The organism is Shimia aestuarii (assembly GCF_900114635.1).
GTDB classification, from domain to species: Bacteria; Pseudomonadota; Alphaproteobacteria; order Rhodobacterales; family Rhodobacteraceae; genus Shimia; species Shimia aestuarii.
On sequence record NZ_FOTQ01000001.1, the window covers coordinates 643,092 to 665,636 of the forward strand.

The window sequence follows — 22,545 nt, forward strand, 5'->3', positions numbered from 1 at the left end:
CCGCATCGGGACGCTAGGATTTTAGCGTTTATCCTGCAATATCAATGACTTAGGGGGTCGGGCTTTCGACTTGATGGTCATTCGGCGCGTGTTGGCATAGCCGGGGATCAGGTCGCCTTCCTGCGGCTCTGGTAGCACGCTTCCACATCTGGCGGTTTCCAATCCGCCAGAATCCACACCACCATTTTCCTCAGTGTTTTCAACGGGTTGGTCAGAGTGCGTAGAATCCTGCAAACGCAGGATATTACGCACCGTGCCTTCTGACACACCCACCGACTCGGCAATGGTGCGTTACGAGTTGAGGCGGCGCATGGCTTTGGTGTGACGGTCGGATTTAATAGGCACATTGTGCCCATTTCCCTCTGGTCGCCCTGCCTGTGGTGATCCGGTGTCACAACGCACCCAGATCGGGGCGGTCACGGTTGAGGCGGCGCATGGCTTTGGTGTCTGGCTGGTCGTTCAAGGTAGTAATACCTCCTTGCTCACGCGCACCGACCCGGCAATGGTGCGTTGCGGCAAGGTCGGGGCGGCGCATGGCTTTGGTGTCTGGGTCAGGTTTAGAGGGAGTATTACTACCTCTAACGTGTTGATTGCCCGCCGCATTCAGGGAGAGCGCGCCGTCACGGACCTGACTGGCAAGGTTGAGGCGGCGCATGGCTTTGGTGTCTTTGTCAGGTTTAGAGGGGGTAATACCCCCTCTAACATGGTTGTTGTTGTGTCCATGTGATCCAGCCACCGACCCGGCAATGTCAGGTCGCCTTCCTGCGCACCGGGTAGCCCGCTTCCAGCGCGCGGGCAAAGGTTCCCTGTCCGCTGGCCATGGACTTGCTGAAATCGTTGCGCACGGCTTCCAGCGCCTGTCCGATGATCACGTGGCGTTCACCCTCGCGATCCTCAACCTGCACCTGCGCGCCCGTGTAATTGTGGATCACAACCGGGCTGGCACCGACACCAAGGTTCCCCGATCCGTCCCTTTGCAAAGGCACAATGGCCTCTGGACCCGCTTCGCCCATAAGCCCCGCACCGCCCGACATGGGGAAGAGTGTCGGACCGGACACGACACCGCCTTTGCTGAACCGCGACACCCCGGCGAGACCTTGAACGATGGATTGCACAGTGTTTGTCGGGTTGCCGGGGATGCCGCCAAAAGCCGACATGAGAGTATTAACGATGATCGCCCGCACCATGATCTTGGCTAGGTCTTGCAGGACCGAGCGCGCGAAGTCTTTGAACGCGAGTTCGCCTGTGACGAGACCGTCAACAAAATCATCCAGCGCGCTGGATGCCACGCCCGCAAAGGCATCGGTCATGGACTGGCCGAACTGGTCCGCCTGTCGTTCTGCTTCGATCAGCTTGTCGATCACGCGCTGGACGTCATCGACGACATCACCGCCAGTGGCACCGCCACCGCCTGTGGTGGTGCCTGTGTCTGGGGCTGGTGGTCGGATCGTCTGGGGAAGATCGTATCGCCAGTCGCCGTATCCGCCGAACGCGTCCAGACCCATCGCTTTTTCAGCCTCGGATGCCGCCCGGATCAGACCTGCATATTCGTATGCGATCCCGAGGCGCTTGGAGAGTTCGTCGGTAATCGCTTTTTCACCTTTCCAGATTTCATCCAAGCGCCCCGCAATTGATCCGTAGATTCCGAAAAAGCCGTTCAGCAACCCTTCGCGGGCTTCGAGCAGATCGTTGACGGCGCGGGCTTCCTCTTCGGCATTGAACTGCGCGGCAAGGTCCGCTTCGGCCTGTCGGATGGTGCGCAAAATCTCAATCCGCTCCGAGTTAAGTCGCAGCGTGTTCGTAGTGGTGCGTTCCTGCGCTTCGTTGATCCGCAGGCGCTCTTGTTCTGCGGCGATGATTTCGCGCAGGTTCTGGACTTCCCGGCTGTCACCGGACCGCAGGCGTTCTGTCTCGCGCACAAGGTCCGCCGTAGCCTTCTCGGCGGCTTCCAGCTTTTTGCGCAACTCGTCGGCTTCCTCAGAAGACTTGCCCAATTTCCCGGCGAACGCGGCGAGAAGACCTGTCGCGACCGTGAAGCCGATCCCCCACGGCCCCGCCATGAACGCGCCAAGCTGGTTGGCCTGCTGCGAAAAGGCCAGCAATGCGTTCTGGCCACCGCCGATCTGGACCATCAGATCACCGAACTGAACCCCGGCCTGCTGGGCAAAGCGACCGTTGGATTTTAATGCACGATTTGTGTTTGCGATCTGCTTCGTGAACGCCTGACCGCGCCTTTGTGACTCGTCAAACTTTCGGGATAACTGCCCGAGTTCCTTTTCAGCCGCATCCAACGCTTTGACCATGCGTTCAGCCCGGACATCAAGCGTCATGATGTGGGTGGTTTCAGTGATCTGCATGTCACAAAATCCTCCTATTTGGTCCGCGACTGGTGAATTCACCAAGGCGGGAAATGACAAGTTGGGGTATCCGAGAGGGCCGTCCCGATGCGGTGCGATAGTCCGGGTGTCCGCCGATCTGGAAGCGCATCGAAACGCGGTTGCCCCAGCCTTCGGCCATCATCTTTTTCCAGACGGAATAGCCTGCGAATTGATCCCACGCGGCTTCCATTTTGCCAGCATGGAGCGCGTGGTTGCTGATGATGATCTGATCGAAAGTCCCGCTCAGTCGGGCAAGTTCACCGGGCGAGATTTCCCGACCATCGACATGGACGCGCATCCCGGCGAGATAGCGCCCGCTCTCGCGCCATATCTGCGCGCGGGTGGTCCATTCGATAAAGGCGGTCTGCGCGGCCTGTAACACCCGCGCCGCGCCCTGCGGGTTCTCGGCAAGGACGATCCGCCCACCAAGTGACACATTGCGCACAGGGCGCGCAGGAGACCCGTCGACAAGCTGGACCACTTCGTCCTCGGGTTGGAATTCGCCTTGGGCGCGGTAGTGCTTCACGCCCTGCACGTAGCTGTTGACGTGAAAGGCGCGCATCGCGTCGACGATGCCCGGGACCACCTGCATGATCAGCGCACGACGCACCAGCTTGCCACCGAGGTTGACGACGGGATGTTTGCGCTTTGCTGACCATTTGTAGAGCGGTGGCGGTCGGTATCCTCGCTTGTATGCGCGCTGGGGAATGTTCATTGCAGGACGCGCTCCCCAAATGACAGGATGCGCCGCAGAAGTTCTTCGCCATCACCCACGCGGACGCCTTCGATGTGGTGCGCCAACGCCACCGGATCAGGGAAGGGATCGGACCGCACGAGACGCCAGACGTCCCGACATAGGGCCGTCACGTGACGCGCGAATGCTGCGTCATCCTCAGCGGCCCAAGCAAGGCGCAGGGCTATGCCGATTTCATCCTGCAGCACGATCCGCATCAATCAGTTGGAGAATGGTGAGCCTGCGCTCGTTCAGGTCACGCATGGTCTCGCTGACGTCAGCGCCGGGGGTCTTCTGCATCGCCGCGCCGTCGAGTAGCGCCTGTCTGATCAGGTCGAGTAGCAGACTGTTGACGGTTTCCAGATCGGGATTCATGTCAGCGCTCCTTTCAACAGTTTGGCCAACGCCGTCGGACCATTTGTCTCGGCGTAGACCTTTGCCGCGCCGATGTATTGCCCAGCATCGGCAGGGGTGGCCTTGCGGCCTTCAGGCGCGACCCAGACCGTCGCCTGCGCAGGCAGGTTCAGGTCAACGAGATACGCGCCGATGGCGGCGTTCAAAGCGCCGGGGTGCGTCAGTGTGGCGCGGTGGACGCCGTTGATGCTGACGCGGGCCGTGATGGCGTCGTCATGGTCGACGCTGATGATCACCACGATACCCCCGTCAGTTCGAAGACCGTGCCTTCGCGCAACGCGCCCCAGCTTGCGGGCTGGATGAAGCGAATGAGCGTTTCCCAAGTTTGGAATGCGCTGCGGGTCGTTGGGTCGACATCGTTCTCGGGATCGTCGCTCATGACGATGGTTGCGTGTTCCGACAAGTCCACCTCGGGCGCGTCGATCCCCAGCATCCAGCTATCCAGATCGACGGCGATGACCTGATCAGCGGGCGCGTTATCGGACACAATCAACTGAATGCCCGCGAGTTGGCCCTTGTCCAGATCAGCGGCGAATGGTGACACACCAAGATCGGTCGTCTTCATCCGCAGCGCCGCGATCAGCAACGGATTGATCAGGATGCGGGCCGACCGGGCGCGGATTGACAACATACCGGACAACAACCAGCGCAGATCGGTGAATACGTCGGCAATGGTTCCGGTTCCCGCTGCGGGTTGCGAGGTTGCATCGAACAACAGGCCAGCGGGTCGGACACCTGAAACACCCGGCTGAGCATCCAAGAAATACCCGTCGAGCGCCGTCGCCGTGTCGGACAAGATCGCATCTCGGACCAGATCGACAATTTGAGGGCGCGATGCGCGTTTAATCTCGTTGCTGACGGCAGCGATCACGCCCAACTTAAATCGGTTGGCGACCGCCGATCCGAACTGCCCAGATTTGACCGGGATCATCCGCCCTTCCCCGACCCACTCACCGGGGAGATTGTCGCGCAGGCGACGGGGATGGGAGACCGCATTTTGGCCGTTGAAGTTGAGTTGACGAGCCACATTGGCCACCTGCGGGATCAGGGCCGTGGGAGCCGCATCCGCAAAGAATTGGCCCAGTCCGGTCGACGTCAGTTCCTGTGCCCATCCGGCTTGGGCGGTATAGGCCGGGTCGGTTGCCGCTTTCTGCGCGTAACGGCGGACGAGACGGTTTTGTTCGCCGGGGGCGACGTCTTCCAAGAACTTTGCGATGGGGGTCTTGTCCATGCGTCGAGTCAACTCGGCGCTGATCGCCAGAGCAAGCACGTCCAAGGGCTTGGGAGTCTTCACCGTTGCCTTGGCCTGTGCAGGTGCCTTCAGGCTGGCTTCGAGCCGCTGAGGACGATCCAACATGCGCCGCACAGACGCCAATTCGGCCTCAACAGCGGGCAGGCGCTTCACTGCGGCTTCCGCGTTTTTCAATTCCTCGTTGGCAAGGTCCAGCGCGCGTTCGGCGCGCATTCGGTCCCTCTCGTTCTTGACCTTATCTCGCAAAATCGGGTTTTCGATTTCGCCGATCACGGCGGTGCTATCTTTGGGCATTGTTCAGTCTCCTGTGATCACGGCGCGCAGAGCCGCGCGGATGCGGTTTTGTCCGGTCTCGGACTTTTCTTCGGCCACCTCGCGCCAAACGCGCCGGGTAAAGGATGCGGCTTTTTTCCGGGCATCCGACACCGGACATCCAGCGGCCAGCAATTTGCCCTTGGCCTGTACGTAATCGGCGCGGATCGCGGCGCGGAGTCGGTGATCATTTCGCATGACGAGACTCCTTTGCTCGTTTGGCCATGGCGCTCAGATCATCAAGTGTGAATTCATCGGCCTGTTTTTCGAGCGCGGCTTCGGCATCGGCCTGCGCGTGTTCCAGCGTCTTTTCCAAGGTTGCAACGCGGTCGCGAAGAGGCTTCACGTGTTTGACGATCAGTTCACCCATCGCCCTCGCGATGGCTTCCATCTGGGGCTGGGTCAAGACGGGTTCGGCCTTGCGCCGATATGGATTTCGGTACTCGGTCATGCGCGGGCCTTCCGTGATGAGTTCGCTGCGGCCATGTATTTTTGCCGCAGGTCTTTGATGTCGGGATGTTGTGGATCGAAACCAGCACCGGGCAGAGCGGCCAGCAACTCGCCATGAAGCGCCGTCGCGGCCAGATCGGCCTCGGCATCCACAAGGCGGCGCTCGGCGCGCTCGGCGGCGTCTCGGGCGCGCTTGGCGGCGTGTTCCAGCTTTTCGATCAGGACAGGATTTGCGCAACCCAGCGACAAACACCGCTTCGCCGCCCCGATGACGGGCGACGGGTGGAAAGCGCCGGGTTGCTTGAAGCGCAGGATATGGACTGCGGCCTCAAATTCTTCGGCAAGGGAGAGGGTATCTTCGACGGCCTGCTCTGCGGCTTTCAGACGGTCGGTGAAGATGGATGTGATTTTTTGCCGGGTCTCGGTCGCGCCTTCGCGGCCTGCTTGTTCTGCTTTGGAAGCCGCTGCCAGTTCTCGGCGGATGTAGCCTGTGGATTTGATCAGCTTGCGGGCCAATGTCGGCGCGGTGCGGACGGTCAGTGTCATATTTCTCGGTCCCATTTGGTCGGGTGTTCGACGGAACCGGGCGGATCAGCAAAGCGTCTTCGCACCCGGCCCGTCGCGGTCAGGGTGCACGATGTAGGTGATTCGCACAAGATGTTGGGTTTTGGTCGTACCTAAACCTATATATTGTGTTTCACGAGGTCCGAAATGACGTCAGGGTCAAGGTTCAGCATGGCGGCGACCGCAGGGCCGGATGTTTTCAGCCAATGGATTGCGGCGGCATCTCCGCGCCGTGCGGCCTTTATTTGCGCTTCGAGCGCTGCGGACCACAAACGCGCACAGGCCGTTGCATCAATGTGATTCATACGCTTCCTTCCATCGTTCAAAAATGTCCAAGCTGGATCGCGCCGTGTGAAAGATCACCTCGGTTTCCAGACAGACGATTCGATGTGTGTGGTGGTCGATGCGCTCGTATTTGGTCGGAGCGCCGACATGGCGCGCAATCATCCGCCGCGCATGTTGGATCACCCCTAAGGCGCGGGCGTCGGCCATGAGTCGATCTAGTTCCATTTCGTTCCGATATAGGGCGGGCTGTGCGCGTCGGGGCGCGCGTAGACCGAGTATAATCAAACCTTCCAGTGACGGGAAGGTTGGTCATTTTGCCCGTTCGTTTTTGAGATTCACTCCCCCGTGCGGTAGCGCGCCCCTTAATCTCAGATACGACCCACCCGCCCCCCGTCGAGCCGATCCCGCTCTGACCTCGGTCTGGTGCTTGGCTGGTGTCGGGGTGGTGTGGGTCTGGTGCCGGAATTGAGATGGATATGGGGGATATGCCGGGGAGTGTGCTGCGCTGACGCCCCGCTTCGGTCCGCCCTCGGGACGATAGCGGTCGTGCTATAGGTGGTTCGGTCCTATAGCGGCTCATTCTAGTAGTTCGAAGGACCGCAATTCCCCAACGATTTCCGCTATACGTTCTCTGGCCGTTGCCGCTGTAGCGAACACGAACGCTTTTACCGAATGAGCGTAGTGGGCGTTCCGCTGATACAAACATTGGTAACATTCCGTAATAAGAGACTCTTTATTACCAAATGTTACGAATGTTTCCGCTGTAGCGCCTTGCAGCGGTTCCAGATCGCGGTTCGCGGTCATTCTGTTGTCCCAGATGTCCGGGAACAGCCGAACACATTCTTTGCCGGACATCGGCAAGAACCCGTAACGCCTAATGGCGCGCTCTATACGTTCTCCACCACGAACAAAATCTTTCCAGTCAATCACCCGATCAACGGTCTGATCCAATACGATGGGCATCAGAAGGTATATCGACTTTCGCTGTGGGTTGTGGATCAAGCGCAGACGATCCATGGCCTGTTCGCTCTCTCTTTCCCTGATCTGTTCGAGGACGCGTTGCACCCAAGGATCGGGATGAACGTCGACCAACTGCGGCGTCACGCTCCCATCCCGCATCCGAATACCGCGCCACTCCTGCCCGTATTCGGACGACTGGATCACATGTCCGGCCCGCACGGCAAACGGCGCGGCAAGGTGTTCCACATCTCGCGGTCCCGGCTGGTTGCGCCCGATCACGTACCCTGACGGATGATTCGCCCAGCGATCCAGACCGCGCAAAGCACCGAACCAGCCATCGGGCTTGGTGGCTTTGTACGAGAACACCGCCGCACCTTCATCGGCCCGCACCACGCCCCACAGATCGGCCTGAAAAGCCTCGCTGCGGTCCTTCCACTCTCCTTGCCACTCACCGCCACCAGCCGTCATGTATGCCTTGCTGAAGCTGTGGCCCGTCACTTGGGTGACGTAGGCATTGCGTTCGACCTTGTGGTTCCGGTGATCCAACGCCCCGAACCACGCATTCGCCAGCGCTTCGTCCCCGGTGCCGTCCAGATGCAGAAAGGGCGCATTCGGGACGTTCGCCAACGTCTTGGTCGTGGTGATCCTGAAGCTGTCATCGCTGGTAAGGCGCACCGTCGTCGGGTTCAGGTGTCCCAGATCAATCTCGGCTTCCAGCGCCATCAGCAACGCTTTGAATTCCTGAATGGGGCGGGGGGGAGCGCAGAGAACTTCGTCCACCTTGCACAAATCGTGCATGACAAAGTTCCGGCATCCCCGCAGCACACCGCGCGCACCAAACAGGTCCACCACCCGAACCGCTTCGGCCAGATGATCCCGCGTCCACCCGTATTGGCGCAACACGGCAAGCATGGCCCACGGGTACAGGCGGGCCGCGTAGTGCAGTGTTCGCATCAACGGGTGCAGAATGTGGTGACGGGCCGATAGGGCGTCCATCGTCTCGAACGCATCGCCACCGTCAAAAACCAGATCAGAAAGCAACCAGTCGACGGGCAGGTCATGAACATTGATCCCGAAATCTCTCGGGCGCTCGTCAAAGATCACAACGTCGGGTTTGAAATCGCCGGGAAGCTGAAACCACGCCCAGTCATGCGGCGCGAACACTGCCCGTGCACCGGACAAGAACCGCGCTTGTCGCATATATCCACATTGGTTGCGCTTCGGGCATTTCTCACAAAGGGCGGATCGCACTGACAAGCCGTGTTTCAGAACCTGCGCCGCCCTGTGCGCCATCAGACACATTTTCTCGCCTTCGACCTCGGGATCGACCATCGCCCGACCGCGCAACACCATCGCCCGGTCTCCCCCCATCGCCAGATAGCGCTCGGCCACTTCCTCGGCCATCTGGTGATCCGGCACCAGAAACAGAGCGGTGACGTCCGGGTTCTCGACCAGAACCCGCAAGATCGTTTCGGTCTTACCGACACCCAGCGCGCCCGTCAGCATCCATCGCGGGGCGTTGCTGTTGCGGGTCAGGTAAGAGCGCGGGGTGTGGTCGAGACCGTAACGCCCCATTATCTCCCCGACCGCGACCGCTCGGTCATACTCGTCCATCTCTTCCAGCGCCTTCACATCACGGGATGCCCTGACGGTCTTGAATGCAGCATCCGCCCAGTCCTCAACAGTCCGCCCATGGGCTTTGATGGCCTCTTGTCGCGGTTCCGTTGGTGCGGGGTAATGCGGACCCAGATCAGGCGGCGCGGTCATCTCGTACCGCTTGAACCGAAAGACGGTCTTTTTGCCGTGGGCGTGGCTGACGATGACGGGACGGTCTGTCGGGTGACCCACGCGCGGGGTCAGCATCAACGTGGCCTTGTCTGGCCCGTATTCCAGCCCTTCTATGGGGTCTGGGATGCCGCGCCTGTCCCACGTCCCCGGATCGTCCAGAATGTCTCCCACGGCCACCCACTCGCCCGTGTCGATCTGCAAGGTGTCGCGATCATCAAGCACACACCCATTCACGCGCTGTTCGATGATCTTGCGGGCCAGCTTCGGGGCGATCTTCTTGCGCTCAACAAGGTCGGCGACCCGTTCGGCCATATGCTTTTCTTTTATCTCGGCGGCGCGATCAGCGAGACCGCGCTTGGCCTGTGCGATCAGCACATCGGCCTTTGCCTTGTCCGCCTCATGTGTCGGCAACCCCATGAGGGCGATCCCGTCCTGAATGATGGTCGGGCGGGGGTATCGGGCGACACCGGGACCGAGGATCGGCGGTGCCTCGTAAACCAGCCGCTCCGGGGAGCCGACCGTGGTGTCAACGATACTGCGGACGAGAAAATCCCCGGCCTTGCTGATCATCAACCAGCCCAAGCCCAGCACCCATGCACGGGCCTGAAGGGTCTTCAGGGTCTCCGACATCGGACAGGTCAGGTGCATCAGGACATAGACGTGGATGCCGTCAGAGCGCCGCACAGCCCCGTCTGCGCCCGTCACCCCGTCGCTGGAACTCGGGCGCACCACAGACGCGGCATGGGCCAATTCGGGCCAGATGGCGCACAGGGCAGGCCACGGTCCGCCCATGTCCGCTATGCGCTCGGCAACGTGATCGGGCATCGCCTTGGTGTCGAAGTCCAAAAGGAACCACGCCAGCCGATCCGGTTTGAAGTGCAGGTGATCGGTCGACCGGGCGATGACGTCGCCAGTGGCGTGGCGCTTCGTGGTCAATGCCGCCGACGCCTTGCCCGACTTCAGTGATCCAAGGGCAATGGCTTGCTGTTGTGTCAGCCCATCCAGCAACCGGGCCAATTCGACCGGGGTTCGGGCGTAGACTTCCTGCGCAAGCCCTTTATGCATGTTCGCGCTAGGTGTGCTGACAACACCATCGGGTGTTTGGGTGAAGGTCTTGCACAGCGGCTTTCCGTGACTGGTCAGTAATGTGACAGTCGCGTTCAAATCGACTATTGTGTCCATATCGGACTCCTCTATCCGGTGTAATGACCTGTCCGGGCGGGGGTGGCTCGGACGGGTCTTTTTTTATGCCAGTCTCTGAATCTCGCCCGTCGCCCGTGCATGTGCGAGATTGATCTGGCCGCGATCCAGCAAATCAGCAATGACACACAGTTCGGTCAGCAAGCAGAGCGCGGTCCCCTGACCGACCCATGCCCGGTAGACGTCCAACGTCTTCACGTATTTCTTGGGCAAGAACGGTCTACCGGACAAAAGCGTCATGCTCTGCGCCTGTGGTATCACCTCGGGTCCGTGTCCGACCTCATATTGCCGCGCTCGGACGCGGGCGAACACAACATCCAGATGCACCCGCGCATGATCGGCGTCGCCCCTTTCCAACAGGCCATGAACGGCGAACAAATCCCACGCGAACGCGGCGGCATGATCCGCCCCGCAGCGCGCCGCAAAGGCCCGTGCCTGTTCCTGAAGATCATCCGGCAAAGCCCGGTTCAAGCTGGTCAGTTTATAGACCTCAGTTCCGACTCGTTTGATCATTATGCAAACCCCACTGCGATATGTTTCGGGCGTGAAAGCGCCACATAGGCCAATCTGTTCCACAGTTCCTGCGATCCGGTCCGCATTGTGCGGGCCGCGTTGACCGACACCATGTCAACAAAGCAGACATCCACGGTCCGGCCCTGTGACTTGTGGATCGAACACACGAACGGGGCGCGGATGTCGGCAAGGTGGAAATAGTAGGCCATATGGAGCCTGTTCTCTTTCCGGTCATCCTCGGAAAGCGCCTCGTGGTGACGCCTTTCCCGTTCAACGGTAAACGCTCTTTCATCGGGCCGCATGGTCCAGACCGGGAAGGTTTTCCCGGTCTCGGTGACGCGGATTTTCAGTTCCCAAACATCGTTGGAGCCAAAGGCGTGATGACCGACAACGCGGGTTGCGCCGACCACAACACCCTCCTGACCGTTCTCCAAGGCGACGTAGCTTTCAAACGGGTCTGCGGTCACGTCTTTGAAGTCCATCTTCTTGTCGCGGACCAGACGCATTTGCCGCTTGAATTCGAGATAGTCGGAAAACCGATCCGCCCGAAGACACAAGCCGGACGCAACAATCGGTTCATTCATCAAAAACGGCCATTCCGCCGCCGCGTCCCCGTAGAAGTCCATGCGGAACTTCTGGTTCAAGCTGTTCACCGACCTGTTGAAATAGCTGACCATCAGGACGTTATGACCTTCTTCCCGGTATTTCCGAAAATTCCGCATCGCCCCGTCTTTGGTGTCGAGATAAAAACCACCCGCCCCGCTGGTCACGTTGCTGGTCGGGAAACTTATCCTCGCGTCCTCACCGTGCCGATATTGCAAAGCGAGATTGAGCAACGGGTTGTCATTTGCCTGTCGCATGACCTGTTGCAAGCGGATGACTTTCACCCCGCCCCGTGCGGTAAACCAGCGGGTGAACATCTGGTCGGCTCCCACCGGGGGGAGTTGCGCCTCGTCGCCCAGAAAGATCATCCGCCCCGTTTGCAACATGAGAGTCGCGCGGGTCAGGTGTTTGTCCGGCATCATCGACGTCTCGTCAAAGATCGCGGTTGCCTGCCCGTTGACCTTACCGTTGGTGTAGAACTCACCTTCGCCGTCCGGCACGATGCCTAATCCCTTGTGGTAGGTCATCGCTTGAAGTCCGGTGATGTCTGTCATCACGCGCTTGGCGGTATGTGTTGGAGCCATCAAGGTGGGCGCTTCGACCACATTTTTCACGTGGTCGATCACGGTCGATTTCCCAGAACCAGCCGATCCGAGAATAACCAGAATCTCGCCCCGCCTCAGATCGCGCGCGGCCTGCACCGCCTCATTCTGGGCAGGGTTGAGAACGATGGTGTCACTCATACCGCACCCCGCAAAAGATCGGTTTCGCGCTCCATCTTCACCAGATACGCGGCGACGGCTTGCCGCACGATAACGGTACGGGGGACTTCGAGCCGGGCGGACAGATCATCGACCGCTTGGCGTTGTTTGTCGGTCAGTGTGACCGCGATTGTTTTGCTCATTTTCTCACTCCTTGAGTTGTCCCCCAAGGTTATGAGCAAAATTCACGTTCAACCACCTAGCCCAAGGCCCATAATTCTCATATTCTTCCTATATAACAAAGCACTAGAGGTTATCAGAATGCTAGACTTGGAACAACTGATGCGGGAAGAGGCGCGGGCCATAATCCGTGAACAACTTCGGCAGAACGATTGCAAATCCGTGTACACCGGTTCGATTCCGGTACTCGCCTCCAAATAAAAAATGACTTAGACGACTTTCAGCCGAGCGGCCATCGCGCGTCTAAACGTTTGTCTAAACATTCTGTTTTTATTCTGTTCCATTTTGCGAGTCCGCAACACGCTACCGCCGAGACCAAATCCGGGGGTAATTAATGTGTTTCTGGATACCGCTTTTTTGCCGCTGAAGGCATGAACCTTCCGCAGCACCGCAGGCAGTAGCGGGTGTCTAACGTCAGACATGCGTGACCTGAGCCCCAAGTTTCCTCCGCCTAGTGGAGAGTCCTTGGGGTTTGTGTGATGGCCTTACGCGGCCAGTTGTCCATGTTTGTATTCTCAGAAAATTATCTTGGCGTCAGACTTCCCAACGCCGAGTCTGGTCTGTGATTGTTGTAATCCTCCTGCCACGGCTTCAGAGTTTCCCGAGGTTCGGCCAGTGAGCTAAAGAGCGTTTCATTGAGGCATTCATCGCGCAGCTTGCCGTTGAGACTTTCCATGAACGCGTTCTGGGTAGTTTTCCCGGTGCGATGTAATGCCAGTCGATCCCGGTGTTTTGCACCCTTCAAATGGTAGGCATGCTGGTGAACTCGTAGCCACTGTCAGACAGGATCGTTCCCGGAATTCCGTGCTCAGCGATAACCCGGTTCAGTTTCAGCGTGACCCGCAGCCCATACAGAGACGTGTCGGCACCAGGGCCAAGTTCTCGCGACAGATGCGCCTGAGCTTCTTGTGGTTCCCCTCGAAGCCCTCGCGCCGGACCATCACGTGGATTCGGCGATGACCAAACCGGCGGCGCTCCTTCGATACGCGCTTGATGGCATCCCGCAGATTGCCATCCTCCGACTGGCGCGATCGATATCGCACCGTCGAGCGTTCCACGCTCAATGCAGCGCACGCCCGACGCTGGCTCGCCAGGTGGACTTTCATCAGATGCGCCACCGTTTGCGCTTGGCATCGGGTGTCACCACTTTTGCGCGTTAACATCCCTAAGCATCGCGTTGTCGGGAATCTGTTCGGCCATCATCTTCGCCAAATTCGCGTTTTCGGCCTCCAGCGCCCTCAGCGGTTTTGCATCGGCGACCTCCACGCCGCCTTATTTGCGTCGCCATTTGTAGAACGTCGCGCCGCTGATCCCGTGTTTGAGGCACAGCTCACCGGTCGGCAAGCCCGCTTGGCGCTCCTTCAAAACGCCATTAAGTGCTTCGCTGAAACGGCTTCTCTTCATCGTCCGTCTCCTCAGTTGGAGAACAGGCTAACCACAAATCGAGGGCTTTTCAGGGGAGAAGGTCAATCCGGTGCCGAAGCTAGCGCTACGTTGACCCTTGCCAAACGACAACCCTTCTAGCGGCTTCATGGTGCGCAAAATGAAATGAGATTGGCAAGCCGCCCCTGCGATTCGCTTAAGTCTGCATACGACGCACGACACAAGTGTTACTTAAACACTCTCCACGTCGTCAGTAGCCAGAACAGCCCTGGTGTAGCGCCCCATGAACTGCAGAAGAACGTGGATGCGCCCCCGTTCCGGGACAGCTTCAATCTCTGCAAGATTATCCGCCAAAGGTCCGGTGATTACTCTCACCCTGTTGCCAACCTCAAGTTCGGCTGGTTGGTTCAGCTCTCCATTGAAGCGGAAACGAACCTTTAAAGCCGCAACAAGGTCGGGATCAACTCTTGTTGGGCGCCCCGCTTCAAGTGCAACTATTCTTGCGACACCATAAGTGGAATTGATAGACCGCCAATGCATCTGACTAAGCGGCACCTTGACGAATAAGTACCCCGGGAAAAGCGGCTTTCGCACTCTGTCCCATCGCCCAGCGCGACGGCGCGTCTCCTCACGCATCGGCATGAAGCTCTCATAACCTTGCCGAGCAAGGTTTGTCACTGCGCGCTCTAATCCACCTGGCTTAAGCTGAGCAAGAAACCAAGGTTCATTATGGTTTTCAGAAACTGCTCCACCAGCCATGGCTTACCGTTGACCGAAGCCCGAGAAGACAACCACAAAAGTCAAAGAGATCACATACAGTTCCATACGGAGACTGGAGTTTTTGATGTAAAAAGTGTCATAACGCGCCTTGCGCGCCACTGCACGCCTGTTGTCGGCATAGCCTCCGCGCACTTGTGCTAACCCCGTGATGCCGGGACGCACGGTAAAACGTTTGCAATAATGTGGCACGCCCGCAATGTACTCGCAGGCATGATCGAAAGCGTCAGGTCGCGGCCCCACAAGGCTCATATCACCCGAAAAAATATTTAGGATGTTCGGCAACTCGTCGAGCTTTGTCCGGCGCAACATGCGGCCGAGCGGTGTGATACGGTGCGTGTCAAGCGGCGCATCGGCCGCGCGTACGGACACGCCGTTTTCCGTCATTGTCCGGAACTTCCACATGGTGAATGGTTTTCCACCCCGCCCCATCCTTACTTGGCGAAAGAAAACCGGGCCACGGTTCCACAGAGGGTTCACCAAAAAAAGTATGGCAGTGATTACCAAAAAGGTAGGAAAAACCAGGATAGCGAATATCCAGTCCAACGCACGCTTAGCAACAAAAAATCCATTGTAGCCGTGGAGCAAGTTTTCACGTTCGATGGAAGCTTTCCGAACCGCGGAAATAGATGCTTCGGTAGGAACGGCTTGGCCGTACAATGCAGCGGCTTCTATTTTCAAAACTGACCCCCCCCAAAGGAAGCAAAAAAAAATTTTACTGCCAACCGAACCTCAACTCCGAGGCACGTCTCAAAGACTCAGATATTATTCTTTTGTTAATCCTCTTGTTATTAGCAGATGTAATCAAGTGATTTGAAGTAACAATTTGTAAACCAGCAACAAAGTGCACCCAGGTGCGGGTATTGACCCCGACGCGAAAACAATTGCACCCGCATTACGTCAATTGGAGATGTGTTTGTGCGGCACGAGTCGGACCCGCTCGTGCGAATCGGCATATCACAGTCTTGGGCTTTCCCGTCTCATAGGTTCATCGAACTCGTGGGATGACGACCAGGTTTGAATTATGTAGCCGAGTTTCTCGGTTGTGCTCAGGTTTCTCGCCGAGCAAGAATCAAACATTAACCACCCGGGAAAACACAACTAACTCCAGGAACATTGTGTCTCACATTGACCTGAAATTTGCGGGTTATGTGGTCCGCTTGTCGTGGCGATAGGCATTCAAAACCACACCAAGAACATTAGTTTGCTCGGCGACCTCGCGCTGGCAATGCTCGAATTGACTGTAAGTCGTTGAATCAGAGCGGACCACAATCAATGCGCAATCCGCGTTCTTAAGGAATGCCCGCGTGTCATCGTTCACAAGTACCGAAGGAAGATCATAGATCATGACATCTGGCTCATACGCATCTTGGATCGAAGTCAACTTCTCCGCGGTATCTTCGGCCAACAGTATTCGTGTCGGGTCAGTTTCAGGATGCAAGGACATGGAAACAGCGACGTTGTCACCATAGCGCAAGGCTTGCTCTTCGAAGGAAACAGCCCCTGTCAACATCTCGCCAATCAAATAAGGCGGCTGAGTTTCGAAAAAGGCATGCACAGAAGGGTCGCGAAGATCCAAGTCAAAGAGCATAGCACGCAGGTCTCTCTGACGTCCAAGCCCAAGCGCAAGGTTGCATGCCGTCGTGGTCTTACCGGACTGGGGCATTGGCGATGTAATTGCCAGTCGCTTCCAGCCGTTTTGACGCATCTGCAAAAGTGCCTTGGTGCGCAGAATGTCAAACGGTGTCGCTTCTTTGCGCGCATGCCGGGTCACAACTCGATGCCGTATTAGATCCGCATCTTTCGCGTCGAAGGAGGTTAGCGCCTGCCAGCGCGCATCGACACCGGACGGTTGTGTTTCCTTGGCAACCGGCTTGACCTCCACTCCTGGGTCAGTGCGCTCGCGTCGGGAGTTACGGGCCTTGTCAAGGGCTGCTTGCAGTTTTTCCACAGGGCTTAATCTCCCGATTCGTCTACCCAAGCCCGAGCTTGGACAGGCTCTTTTGCACAATCAACTCTAAAGGAAGATAATGTGTATCGATATACCAGAGTACCGCCGGCACCCCGATCAACACGGCGACCAATGTCACCACAAGCGCACCGCGACGCACAGCTTTCTCCATCCGGCTTTCGATATATGGAATCGTCACAAGCGGCGATATGTTGAAGCGCTCAGAAAGTTCCGAAGGTCTCCGAATGACCCAATTCAAAAGCTCTAACACGACAAAGTACCCCACGGCCAAGCCGAAGCCGAAAAAGATACCAATGGCCGCAATCAAGGGGCGATTGGGCCCACTGGGTACCTGTGGCACACTGGCGTTCTCGATCACGTTGATCCGCTGACCTTGTGCGGTGGACTCAATACGTTCACTCATGCGCGCCAAATTCAGATTGGATACCGCCGAACCGTATCGTGTTTGGAGAATTTGATAATCACGCTCCAGCTCCGCAAGTCGGATCGCATTGACTGCGCTTCTGGAGATGTTTTTTCTTAGCTCTTCGAGCTCGTCCTCCGTTGCCTCAATCTGGTCTCGAATCACCTTGATTTTGCCGTCGGCGTCTTTCAACGCGGCATCATAAAGCGTTTTTATGTCTTCACTTTCTTCGGCTGTCCCATCAACCGAATTCCGCGCGGCAACAATCGCTTCCAACCTCTTGATCCGATCCTTCAGTCGAATAATCCTGGGATTGCTTTCGCCATAAGATTCTCTCAGGCGCTCAAGCTCCGCTTTACCAATAACCAGCTCTTCTTCATAAGCGCTACGGGCGTTTTCAGCGGGTTTTCTTGGATTTTCAAAGTTGAGCTTGATTTGTTCTCGTCGCTGCTCCGCTACTGCAAGCTCTTTCGCCAGCTGATCAAGACGTTCCTGGAGACTGTTCTCGCGCCCAAGTCGGAAAGCTTGGTCTTGGGGCAGAGCTTTGGCATTCTCACTCTTGAAGTTGGCAATTTCCACGCTTTTTCGGCTGAGCTCGTCATTTAGCCGCTCGACCTCATGTTCAAAAAACTCCAACGTGCTCTCAGCGCGAGAAGCCCTAAATTTGGAGTTTTCCTCCAATACCAAGGTGACGTATTCATTCACAACGCTCGCGGCAATCTGTCCAGTACGCGCCTCGAAACTTATCGTCATCATTATTGAGCTATCACCCCGACCACCTTCTCGACCGCCGCGCCGACGAATTTTTGTCGCCTCCTTCATCTTCGCGTTGACGTTGTCGGGTTCCATCGCGTCCATATCTTCGAACACGTCAAAACGGTTAGCGATGTCGATCAAATTCGCACGGGTCATCAAACGCTGCTCAATAACTTCGAGCTGCTGAGCAGCGCTGGACTGCACTACAGAGGAAACCATGCTGTCGGGAATATGCGACGCCTCCAGCAATAGCCGTGCGGACGTCATGTAGGTTTCAGGTAACTTCAGAGCTGCGACGATACCCAGCGACGAAAACAGCAGTACGAATAATGCCATCACCGGGAGGCGCCTCAGGAATATGGCCCAGTAGAAACTTAGGTCAAAGTTCATTCAGCGGCCTTTCCCACATTATCAATTCGCTCAGTCAAAACCAAAGGCTCTTTGGACGACTTCAGGATCAGCCCGTCTTGGATCAACTCCTTGATCGTGCCCACGCCAACCTCTTTTTCTCCTGCAGTGGAAGCATAAACAAGAGCGAGATCACACAACTTGTTGACTACTCTCGGGATTCCTTCAGATTCGTTGTAGATATGGCGTATGGTCTCGAGGGTGAATTCCTTGCCGGTCCCGCCCGCGTGCTTCAACCGATGAATGACATAATTCACAGTGGTGTCTAAGTCCATTGGCTCCAAATGGTAGGTCGCCGTTACGCGTTGTGCAAATTGGCGCAGCTCTGGCTTGCGGACCATAACGCGTAATTCAGGTTGACCGACAAGGATGATTTGCAGCAGCTCGTCCTTGCCGGAGTTGATATTTGTGAGCATTCGCAATTCTTCCAAGGTATCGATGCCCAAGTTCTGCGCCTCGTCAACAATCAGAGCCACATGTCGGCCGGCCGCGTACTCCGCCAACACGAAATCTTGGAACCGCTGAAAGAGGTCCACGTAGTCGCCATCGTTTGGTACATCCAAATCAAACGCGCCTAGAACCCAACGGAGCAAGTCGCCACGATCGCCGCGGGCGTTCGAAATCAGCCCAACGGTCACATCATTCTCGAGATTGCGCAGAAGTTGCTGAATCAACGTGGTCTTGCCCGTCCCGACCTCGCCGGAGACTAGCGTAAGAGGCGCCCTTGTTACGATACCGTATTCAAGCACTGAAATAGCCCTGGCGTGTGCCTTGGACCAGAACAGAAAGTCCGGATCAGGCGATAGAGAAAATGGTCTCTCGCGAAATCCGAAATAGTCGTTGTACAGGGCAGCACCCATGCTTCACTCAACTCACTCAAACCAAGATGGCTAGAAATTCTTCATGCCATCCTAATGTCTATAGAATAGATGTCGAAAGCGCGAAACACACCCGGCGAAAATTTGCTACGAAAGATGCGCCCGTCCCACAGTACTGAGCCGGGCGCCTTCAATCGCCTAAATTACTCTAAGTAAAGATGAAACTGTCTGCAAGGACGGTACCATACCCCATGTCTTCCAATGCTGCGATGCTCATGTCGGACAGATAGTTGTCGTAATTTAGTTGTCCGGTCATCAACTCATTTTTGAATGTTGCGTCGTCCCAGTGAACGCCAGCCGTCCCGGGTCCGCCCTCAGTTTCCACGGCGACGCCAAAGTCGGCCAAAGCATCGTGCATCGCGATGTCGGCAAAATCCCGGTTGTAGGCTGCGGTTGCGTTTGCGCCAGTAAACCTCAAGTCACCCCCAAAGTCCTCGACCAATCCCATGTCGGACCATGTCGTTCCAAAACCCAACGCGTGCAACATTTCGTGCAGCATCAGATCTTCCCAAAGGCCAAGGGACTCAATCCTGTCCGTATCCGAGGTATCAAACTTTATGTAGCCTGAACTTGGGAGAAGGCTGTCGCTGCGCAGGGTGTCATACCCTCCCCAACCCCAGTAACCATCTGTTCCATCGATGTTTTCCAATGTTGCCGTAATAGAAATATCGTCGATGCCGTTGTGATCGGGAAGATCATCGGTGATCAAAGTACTGATCATCTCGGCGGCGTTTTCAATTCCCTGGCGGAGCGTTTCGCTCCAAGTACCAACATACACGATCGCGATATTGTACCCTGTGGGGTTGTCCATGCCGCTGACGAAGTCGGGCTCGACCGGCGTCACACCGTCATCAGGCGGGGGCGTGACTACGCCGTCGTCGCCGGTTGTTCCATCGTCACTCTTGGTCTTACCCTTTCCCTTGCCACCTGTTCCGGAATCGCTCCCATCGTCGGTGCCGCCTTTGCCGCCGCCAGACCAGGTTGGTTTTGCCCCCGCGCCCGTTAGAGGGCTGTCAGTGGCATCGTCGTGTTCACCCAGAGGACGAGCATATTTCCAAAGGTCAATCGGCGCATTGTTACCGGCGATTTCCAGGCCGGAAAAAGCATTCGAGGATTGATATGAATCGACCAGGACAAGAGGATCAGCCGCTTCAAATTTGGCAAACTCGCGCTTGTCCGCCTCAGATTCCGCCTCAGATGATGCAGGTGTGTCGCTGTCAAAAATGGTGCGGTCGCTACTCAGGTGGTTGGTGTTGTCCGTTTCCTCAAGCTGCGGCTCATCTGAAGCCTGCACTTGCTCTAAGACTGGGCCGTCGCTGTCTGGGAGCAGCTCTGCCTTGCGATCCGTTGCACTGCTATCAAAAAAGGAAGCCACCAATTCTGCATCGAATTCAGGCGGAAGCAAATCCGCCAAAGGGGCACCTGGCCCCGCAAAGTCTCGCTTTTGCATGTCCAACTCACTCGTTTACGCCCCCGCGCCGGAGTAGCTTCTATGTGAGGTCCATGGCAAAAATAAGGCGCCCAAAAGGGCGCCCCAATTTCTGTAGGTTTTCAGGTTTACTGCTATGCCGATTTTCGGCGGCGAAGCTTCAGAAGCCCCCCAAGTCCAAAGGCCGAGAGAAGAAGGGGTAGTCCGGCAGGCAGCGGAATCACAGGGGGAGGTGTCACACCACCTCCAGGGTTGCCATTGCAGTTTACCGAGCATGTGTCGGTCAACTTCAGGCTACCGTCAGTGCCGCCATTGGCGTCTGTAACCCGCTGAAAGCGCGCACCAGCCGCGGTAAACGTCAACGGTGCAGAAGCCCAAAACACGATGTCTATGTCCACAAACTGACCCGGCTGAATACCTCCATTCGCATTGCCACCCTGACAGGAGCCCGACGAATCGCTACCAAAGCAAAAATCAAACGTTGTAGCATAGCCACCATCGCTTTCCGTTTTAGCTTCGAACGAACTGGTCGTGGTAATAGAAGAAATGGATGCAAATTCTGGATCAACCTGCAGCAGGAACCTTGTCAAGACGCTGGAGTCGTTCGATGTATTCGACAACCTCATTGAGTACGCGTACTTGCCAGCACCGGGGTCCGGGCTAATACGGTCAATCGAAAGCGTCCCCGAAGTGACAGAGGAGCCATACGTCGCTTCAGACCAACTGAACACAGTCGCCGCACTGGCAAGTGTGGAGCTGACGCTCAAAGCGCCGAAAGCGAGCATTGCTATCAAAGTTTTCGACATTCTCATTGGTTTGATCCTAACAAATACTAAACCACTGCGGTCGGCATGCAGTAACCCGCAAAAAATTTGCCCGGTCCGCCTTACGTTTCCGCCTGACTTCAAATTGTTTTTGCCCTGATAGCTTTCTTCCGCGACGAAGGCGCGACTCAGAAAATCAGCAAGTCAGCGAAAACGTTAACTTAACCTTTACACATTTGGACCCAAAATTGGAGACTTTTTGGCTTTTTTGAGGCAAAAAGTCAAAAATTCAACCTATGGCTGTGGGATTCGCGCGCCAGCGATGAGGTTTCCATGTGTGGCTTGGGGAGAGTGAACTGCGCTGGCGAATATCATGGCGAATTTGGAAACAATTACACTTGTCTGGATCGCCCGTCACATCATGATTCGTTTATGCGTTCGCTCTCGCGTCACCCCGTCTGGTTCCAACTATTGAAGTGAACGCTCTCAAGCTCGGCGGCGAAGCTTCAGAAGCCCCCCAAGTCCAAAGGCCGAGAGAAGAAGGGGAAGCCCGGCAGGCAGCGGAACCACAGGGGGAGGTTTCACACCACCACCATTAGGGTCGCCATTGCAGTTTACTGAGCATGTGTCGGTCAACTTCAAGCTACCTTCAGTGCCGCCGTTACCGTCTGTAACCCGCTGAAAGCGCGCACCAGCAGCTGTAAACGTCAACGGCGCAGCAGCCATAAACACGATGTCTATGTCTACGAACTGCCCCGGCTGAACAGGTCCATTCGGATCGCCCCCCTGACAGGAACCCGTCGGAGAGTTACCAAAGCAAAAATCAAACGTCGTAGAATAGCCACCGTCGTTGACCGTTTTACTTATGAACGAACTGGTCGATGTAATAGAAAAAATGGTTGCAAGTTCTGGATCAACCTGCAGCAGGAACCCTGTCAAGACACTGGAGTCGTTCGATGTATTCGACAACCTCATTGAGTAAGCGTACTGGTTGACACCGGGGTCCGGGTTAATACGGTCAATCGAAAGCGTCCCCGAAGTGACAGATGAACCGTACGTCGCTTCAGACCAACTGAACACAGTCGCCGCGCTGGCAAGTGTGGAGCTTACACTCAAAGCGCCAAAAGCGAGAATTGCTATCAAAGTTTTTGACATTCTCATAGGCTTGATCCTAACAAACACAGAACTATTGCTGCGGGCATACGCTAACCCGCTGAACGTCCCTGGCCCGCCTTCTGTTTTCTCCTGCCTTCAGATTGCTCATACCGTAGCAGCTTTCTTCAACGGCGAACGTATGACTCAGGAGACAGGCAAGTCAGCGGAAACGTTACCTTAACGTTTACACATTTGGCCCCAAAACTGGAGGCATTTTGGCTTTTTTA

At 56.7% G+C, this 22,545-nt stretch carries 27 protein-coding genes; 1 reads left to right on the forward strand and 26 read right to left on the reverse strand.

What is annotated here, in order from left to right; all coding sequences use genetic code 11:
* Positions 1-388: 388 nt before the first annotated feature.
* A complete protein-coding gene (locus tag BMZ35_RS03275; RefSeq protein WP_131814314.1) occupies positions 389-727 on the forward strand; it encodes a hypothetical protein in 339 nt (112 codons plus the stop codon).
* 22 nt (positions 728-749) lie between these two features.
* On the opposite strand, the gene BMZ35_RS21270 is transcribed toward BMZ35_RS03275, so the two are convergent.
* The 26 genes from BMZ35_RS21270 to BMZ35_RS20745 form a co-directional block, all read right to left on the reverse strand.
* On the reverse strand, positions 750-2,357 hold the full coding sequence (locus tag BMZ35_RS21270) for a phage tail tape measure protein (protein WP_093090835.1): 1,608 nt from the start codon (positions 2,355-2,357) through the stop codon (positions 750-752).
* Between the two features lies 1 nt (position 2,358).
* Positions 2,359-3,093: a hypothetical protein gene (locus BMZ35_RS03285; protein ID WP_093090837.1), complete on the reverse strand. Its 735-nt coding sequence runs from the start codon at positions 3,091-3,093 to the stop codon at positions 2,359-2,361.
* A complete protein-coding gene (locus BMZ35_RS03290; RefSeq protein ID WP_093090839.1) occupies positions 3,090-3,329 on the reverse strand; it encodes a hypothetical protein in 240 nt (79 codons plus the stop codon). The genes BMZ35_RS03285 and BMZ35_RS03290 overlap by 4 nt, the downstream gene beginning before the upstream one ends.
* A complete protein-coding gene (locus BMZ35_RS03295; RefSeq protein ID WP_093090841.1) occupies positions 3,307-3,486 on the reverse strand; it encodes a hypothetical protein in 180 nt (59 codons plus the stop codon). The genes BMZ35_RS03290 and BMZ35_RS03295 overlap by 23 nt, the downstream gene beginning before the upstream one ends.
* Complete coding sequence (locus BMZ35_RS03300) at positions 3,483-3,764, reverse strand: hypothetical protein (RefSeq protein WP_093090843.1); 282 nt, start codon at positions 3,762-3,764, stop codon at positions 3,483-3,485. The genes BMZ35_RS03295 and BMZ35_RS03300 overlap by 4 nt, the downstream gene beginning before the upstream one ends.
* Complete coding sequence (locus tag BMZ35_RS03305) at positions 3,758-5,071, reverse strand: phage major capsid protein (protein ID WP_093090845.1); 1,314 nt, start codon at positions 5,069-5,071, stop codon at positions 3,758-3,760. Before BMZ35_RS03305 ends, BMZ35_RS03300 begins: the two co-directional genes overlap by 7 nt.
* A gap of 3 nt (positions 5,072-5,074) precedes the next feature.
* The gene (locus BMZ35_RS03310) at positions 5,075-5,287 is read right to left on the reverse strand and encodes a hypothetical protein (protein ID WP_093090847.1); all 213 of its coding nucleotides are present in this window, start codon (positions 5,285-5,287) and stop codon (positions 5,075-5,077) included.
* On the reverse strand, positions 5,277-5,459 hold the full coding sequence (locus BMZ35_RS03315) for a hypothetical protein (RefSeq protein ID WP_165609992.1): 183 nt from the start codon (positions 5,457-5,459) through the stop codon (positions 5,277-5,279). The genes BMZ35_RS03310 and BMZ35_RS03315 overlap by 11 nt, the downstream gene beginning before the upstream one ends.
* 77 nt (positions 5,460-5,536) lie before the next feature.
* Positions 5,537-6,085, reverse strand: coding sequence for a hypothetical protein (locus BMZ35_RS03320; protein WP_093090851.1), 549 nt, complete (start codon positions 6,083-6,085; stop codon positions 5,537-5,539).
* Positions 6,086-6,222: 137 nt separating this feature from the next.
* A complete protein-coding gene (locus tag BMZ35_RS03325; protein ID WP_093090853.1) occupies positions 6,223-6,408 on the reverse strand; it encodes a hypothetical protein in 186 nt (61 codons plus the stop codon).
* Positions 6,395-6,595, reverse strand: a complete 201-nt coding sequence (locus tag BMZ35_RS03330) for a hypothetical protein (RefSeq protein ID WP_093090855.1) — start codon at positions 6,593-6,595, stop codon at positions 6,395-6,397. Before BMZ35_RS03330 ends, BMZ35_RS03325 begins: the two co-directional genes overlap by 14 nt.
* Before the next feature lie 369 nt (positions 6,596-6,964).
* Complete coding sequence (locus BMZ35_RS03335) at positions 6,965-10,318, reverse strand: hypothetical protein (RefSeq protein ID WP_131814316.1); 3,354 nt, start codon at positions 10,316-10,318, stop codon at positions 6,965-6,967.
* A 63-nt stretch (positions 10,319-10,381) separates the two neighbouring features.
* The gene (locus BMZ35_RS03340; protein ID WP_093090857.1) at positions 10,382-10,849 is read right to left on the reverse strand and encodes a hypothetical protein; all 468 of its coding nucleotides are present in this window, start codon (positions 10,847-10,849) and stop codon (positions 10,382-10,384) included.
* Positions 10,849-12,195, reverse strand: coding sequence for an ATP-dependent DNA helicase (locus BMZ35_RS03345; RefSeq protein WP_093090858.1), 1,347 nt, complete (start codon positions 12,193-12,195; stop codon positions 10,849-10,851). Before BMZ35_RS03345 ends, BMZ35_RS03340 begins: the two co-directional genes overlap by 1 nt.
* A complete protein-coding gene (locus BMZ35_RS03350; RefSeq protein ID WP_093090860.1) occupies positions 12,192-12,356 on the reverse strand; it encodes a ribbon-helix-helix domain-containing protein in 165 nt (54 codons plus the stop codon). Before BMZ35_RS03350 ends, BMZ35_RS03345 begins: the two co-directional genes overlap by 4 nt.
* Positions 12,357-12,916: 560 nt before the next feature.
* Positions 12,917-13,138: an integrase core domain-containing protein gene (locus tag BMZ35_RS21020; protein WP_423227743.1), complete on the reverse strand. Its 222-nt coding sequence runs from the start codon at positions 13,136-13,138 to the stop codon at positions 12,917-12,919.
* An 85-nt stretch (positions 13,139-13,223) separates the two neighbouring features.
* Positions 13,224-13,556 carry an IS3 family transposase gene (locus tag BMZ35_RS21025; RefSeq protein ID WP_093090864.1) on the reverse strand — a complete coding sequence of 111 codons (333 nt, stop codon included), beginning with the start codon at positions 13,554-13,556 and terminating at the stop codon, positions 13,224-13,226.
* A gap of 109 nt (positions 13,557-13,665) precedes the next feature.
* Positions 13,666-13,797: a transposase gene (locus tag BMZ35_RS21030; protein ID WP_093090866.1), complete on the reverse strand. Its 132-nt coding sequence runs from the start codon at positions 13,795-13,797 to the stop codon at positions 13,666-13,668.
* A 210-nt stretch (positions 13,798-14,007) separates the two neighbouring features.
* Positions 14,008-14,535 carry a transcription termination/antitermination protein NusG gene (nusG, locus tag BMZ35_RS03370; protein ID WP_093090868.1) on the reverse strand — a complete coding sequence of 176 codons (528 nt, stop codon included), beginning with the start codon at positions 14,533-14,535 and terminating at the stop codon, positions 14,008-14,010.
* A gap of 3 nt (positions 14,536-14,538) precedes the next feature.
* On the reverse strand, positions 14,539-15,234 hold the full coding sequence (locus tag BMZ35_RS03375) for a sugar transferase (protein ID WP_242654682.1): 696 nt from the start codon (positions 15,232-15,234) through the stop codon (positions 14,539-14,541).
* A gap of 466 nt (positions 15,235-15,700) precedes the next feature.
* Positions 15,701-16,504 carry a tyrosine-protein kinase family protein gene (locus BMZ35_RS03380; RefSeq protein WP_093090870.1) on the reverse strand — a complete coding sequence of 268 codons (804 nt, stop codon included), beginning with the start codon at positions 16,502-16,504 and terminating at the stop codon, positions 15,701-15,703.
* Positions 16,505-16,526: 22 nt separating this feature from the next.
* Positions 16,527-18,074 (reverse strand): GumC family protein, encoded by a 1,548-nt coding sequence (locus BMZ35_RS03385; protein WP_093090872.1) that lies wholly within the window; start codon positions 18,072-18,074, stop codon positions 16,527-16,529.
* Entirely contained in the window at positions 18,071-18,952 is an 882-nt protein-coding gene (locus BMZ35_RS03390) for an ExeA family protein (RefSeq protein WP_093090874.1), read from the reverse strand. The genes BMZ35_RS03385 and BMZ35_RS03390 overlap by 4 nt, the downstream gene beginning before the upstream one ends.
* A gap of 166 nt (positions 18,953-19,118) precedes the next feature.
* On the reverse strand, positions 19,119-20,384 hold the full coding sequence (locus BMZ35_RS03395; protein WP_093090876.1) for a leishmanolysin-related zinc metalloendopeptidase: 1,266 nt from the start codon (positions 20,382-20,384) through the stop codon (positions 19,119-19,121).
* A 149-nt stretch (positions 20,385-20,533) separates the two neighbouring features.
* A complete protein-coding gene (locus BMZ35_RS20740; protein WP_131814317.1) occupies positions 20,534-21,211 on the reverse strand; it encodes a hypothetical protein in 678 nt (225 codons plus the stop codon).
* Positions 21,212-21,649: 438 nt separating this feature from the next.
* Complete coding sequence (locus BMZ35_RS20745; protein WP_165609993.1) at positions 21,650-22,318, reverse strand: hypothetical protein; 669 nt, start codon at positions 22,316-22,318, stop codon at positions 21,650-21,652.
* Between the last annotated feature and the right edge of the window lie 227 nt (positions 22,319-22,545).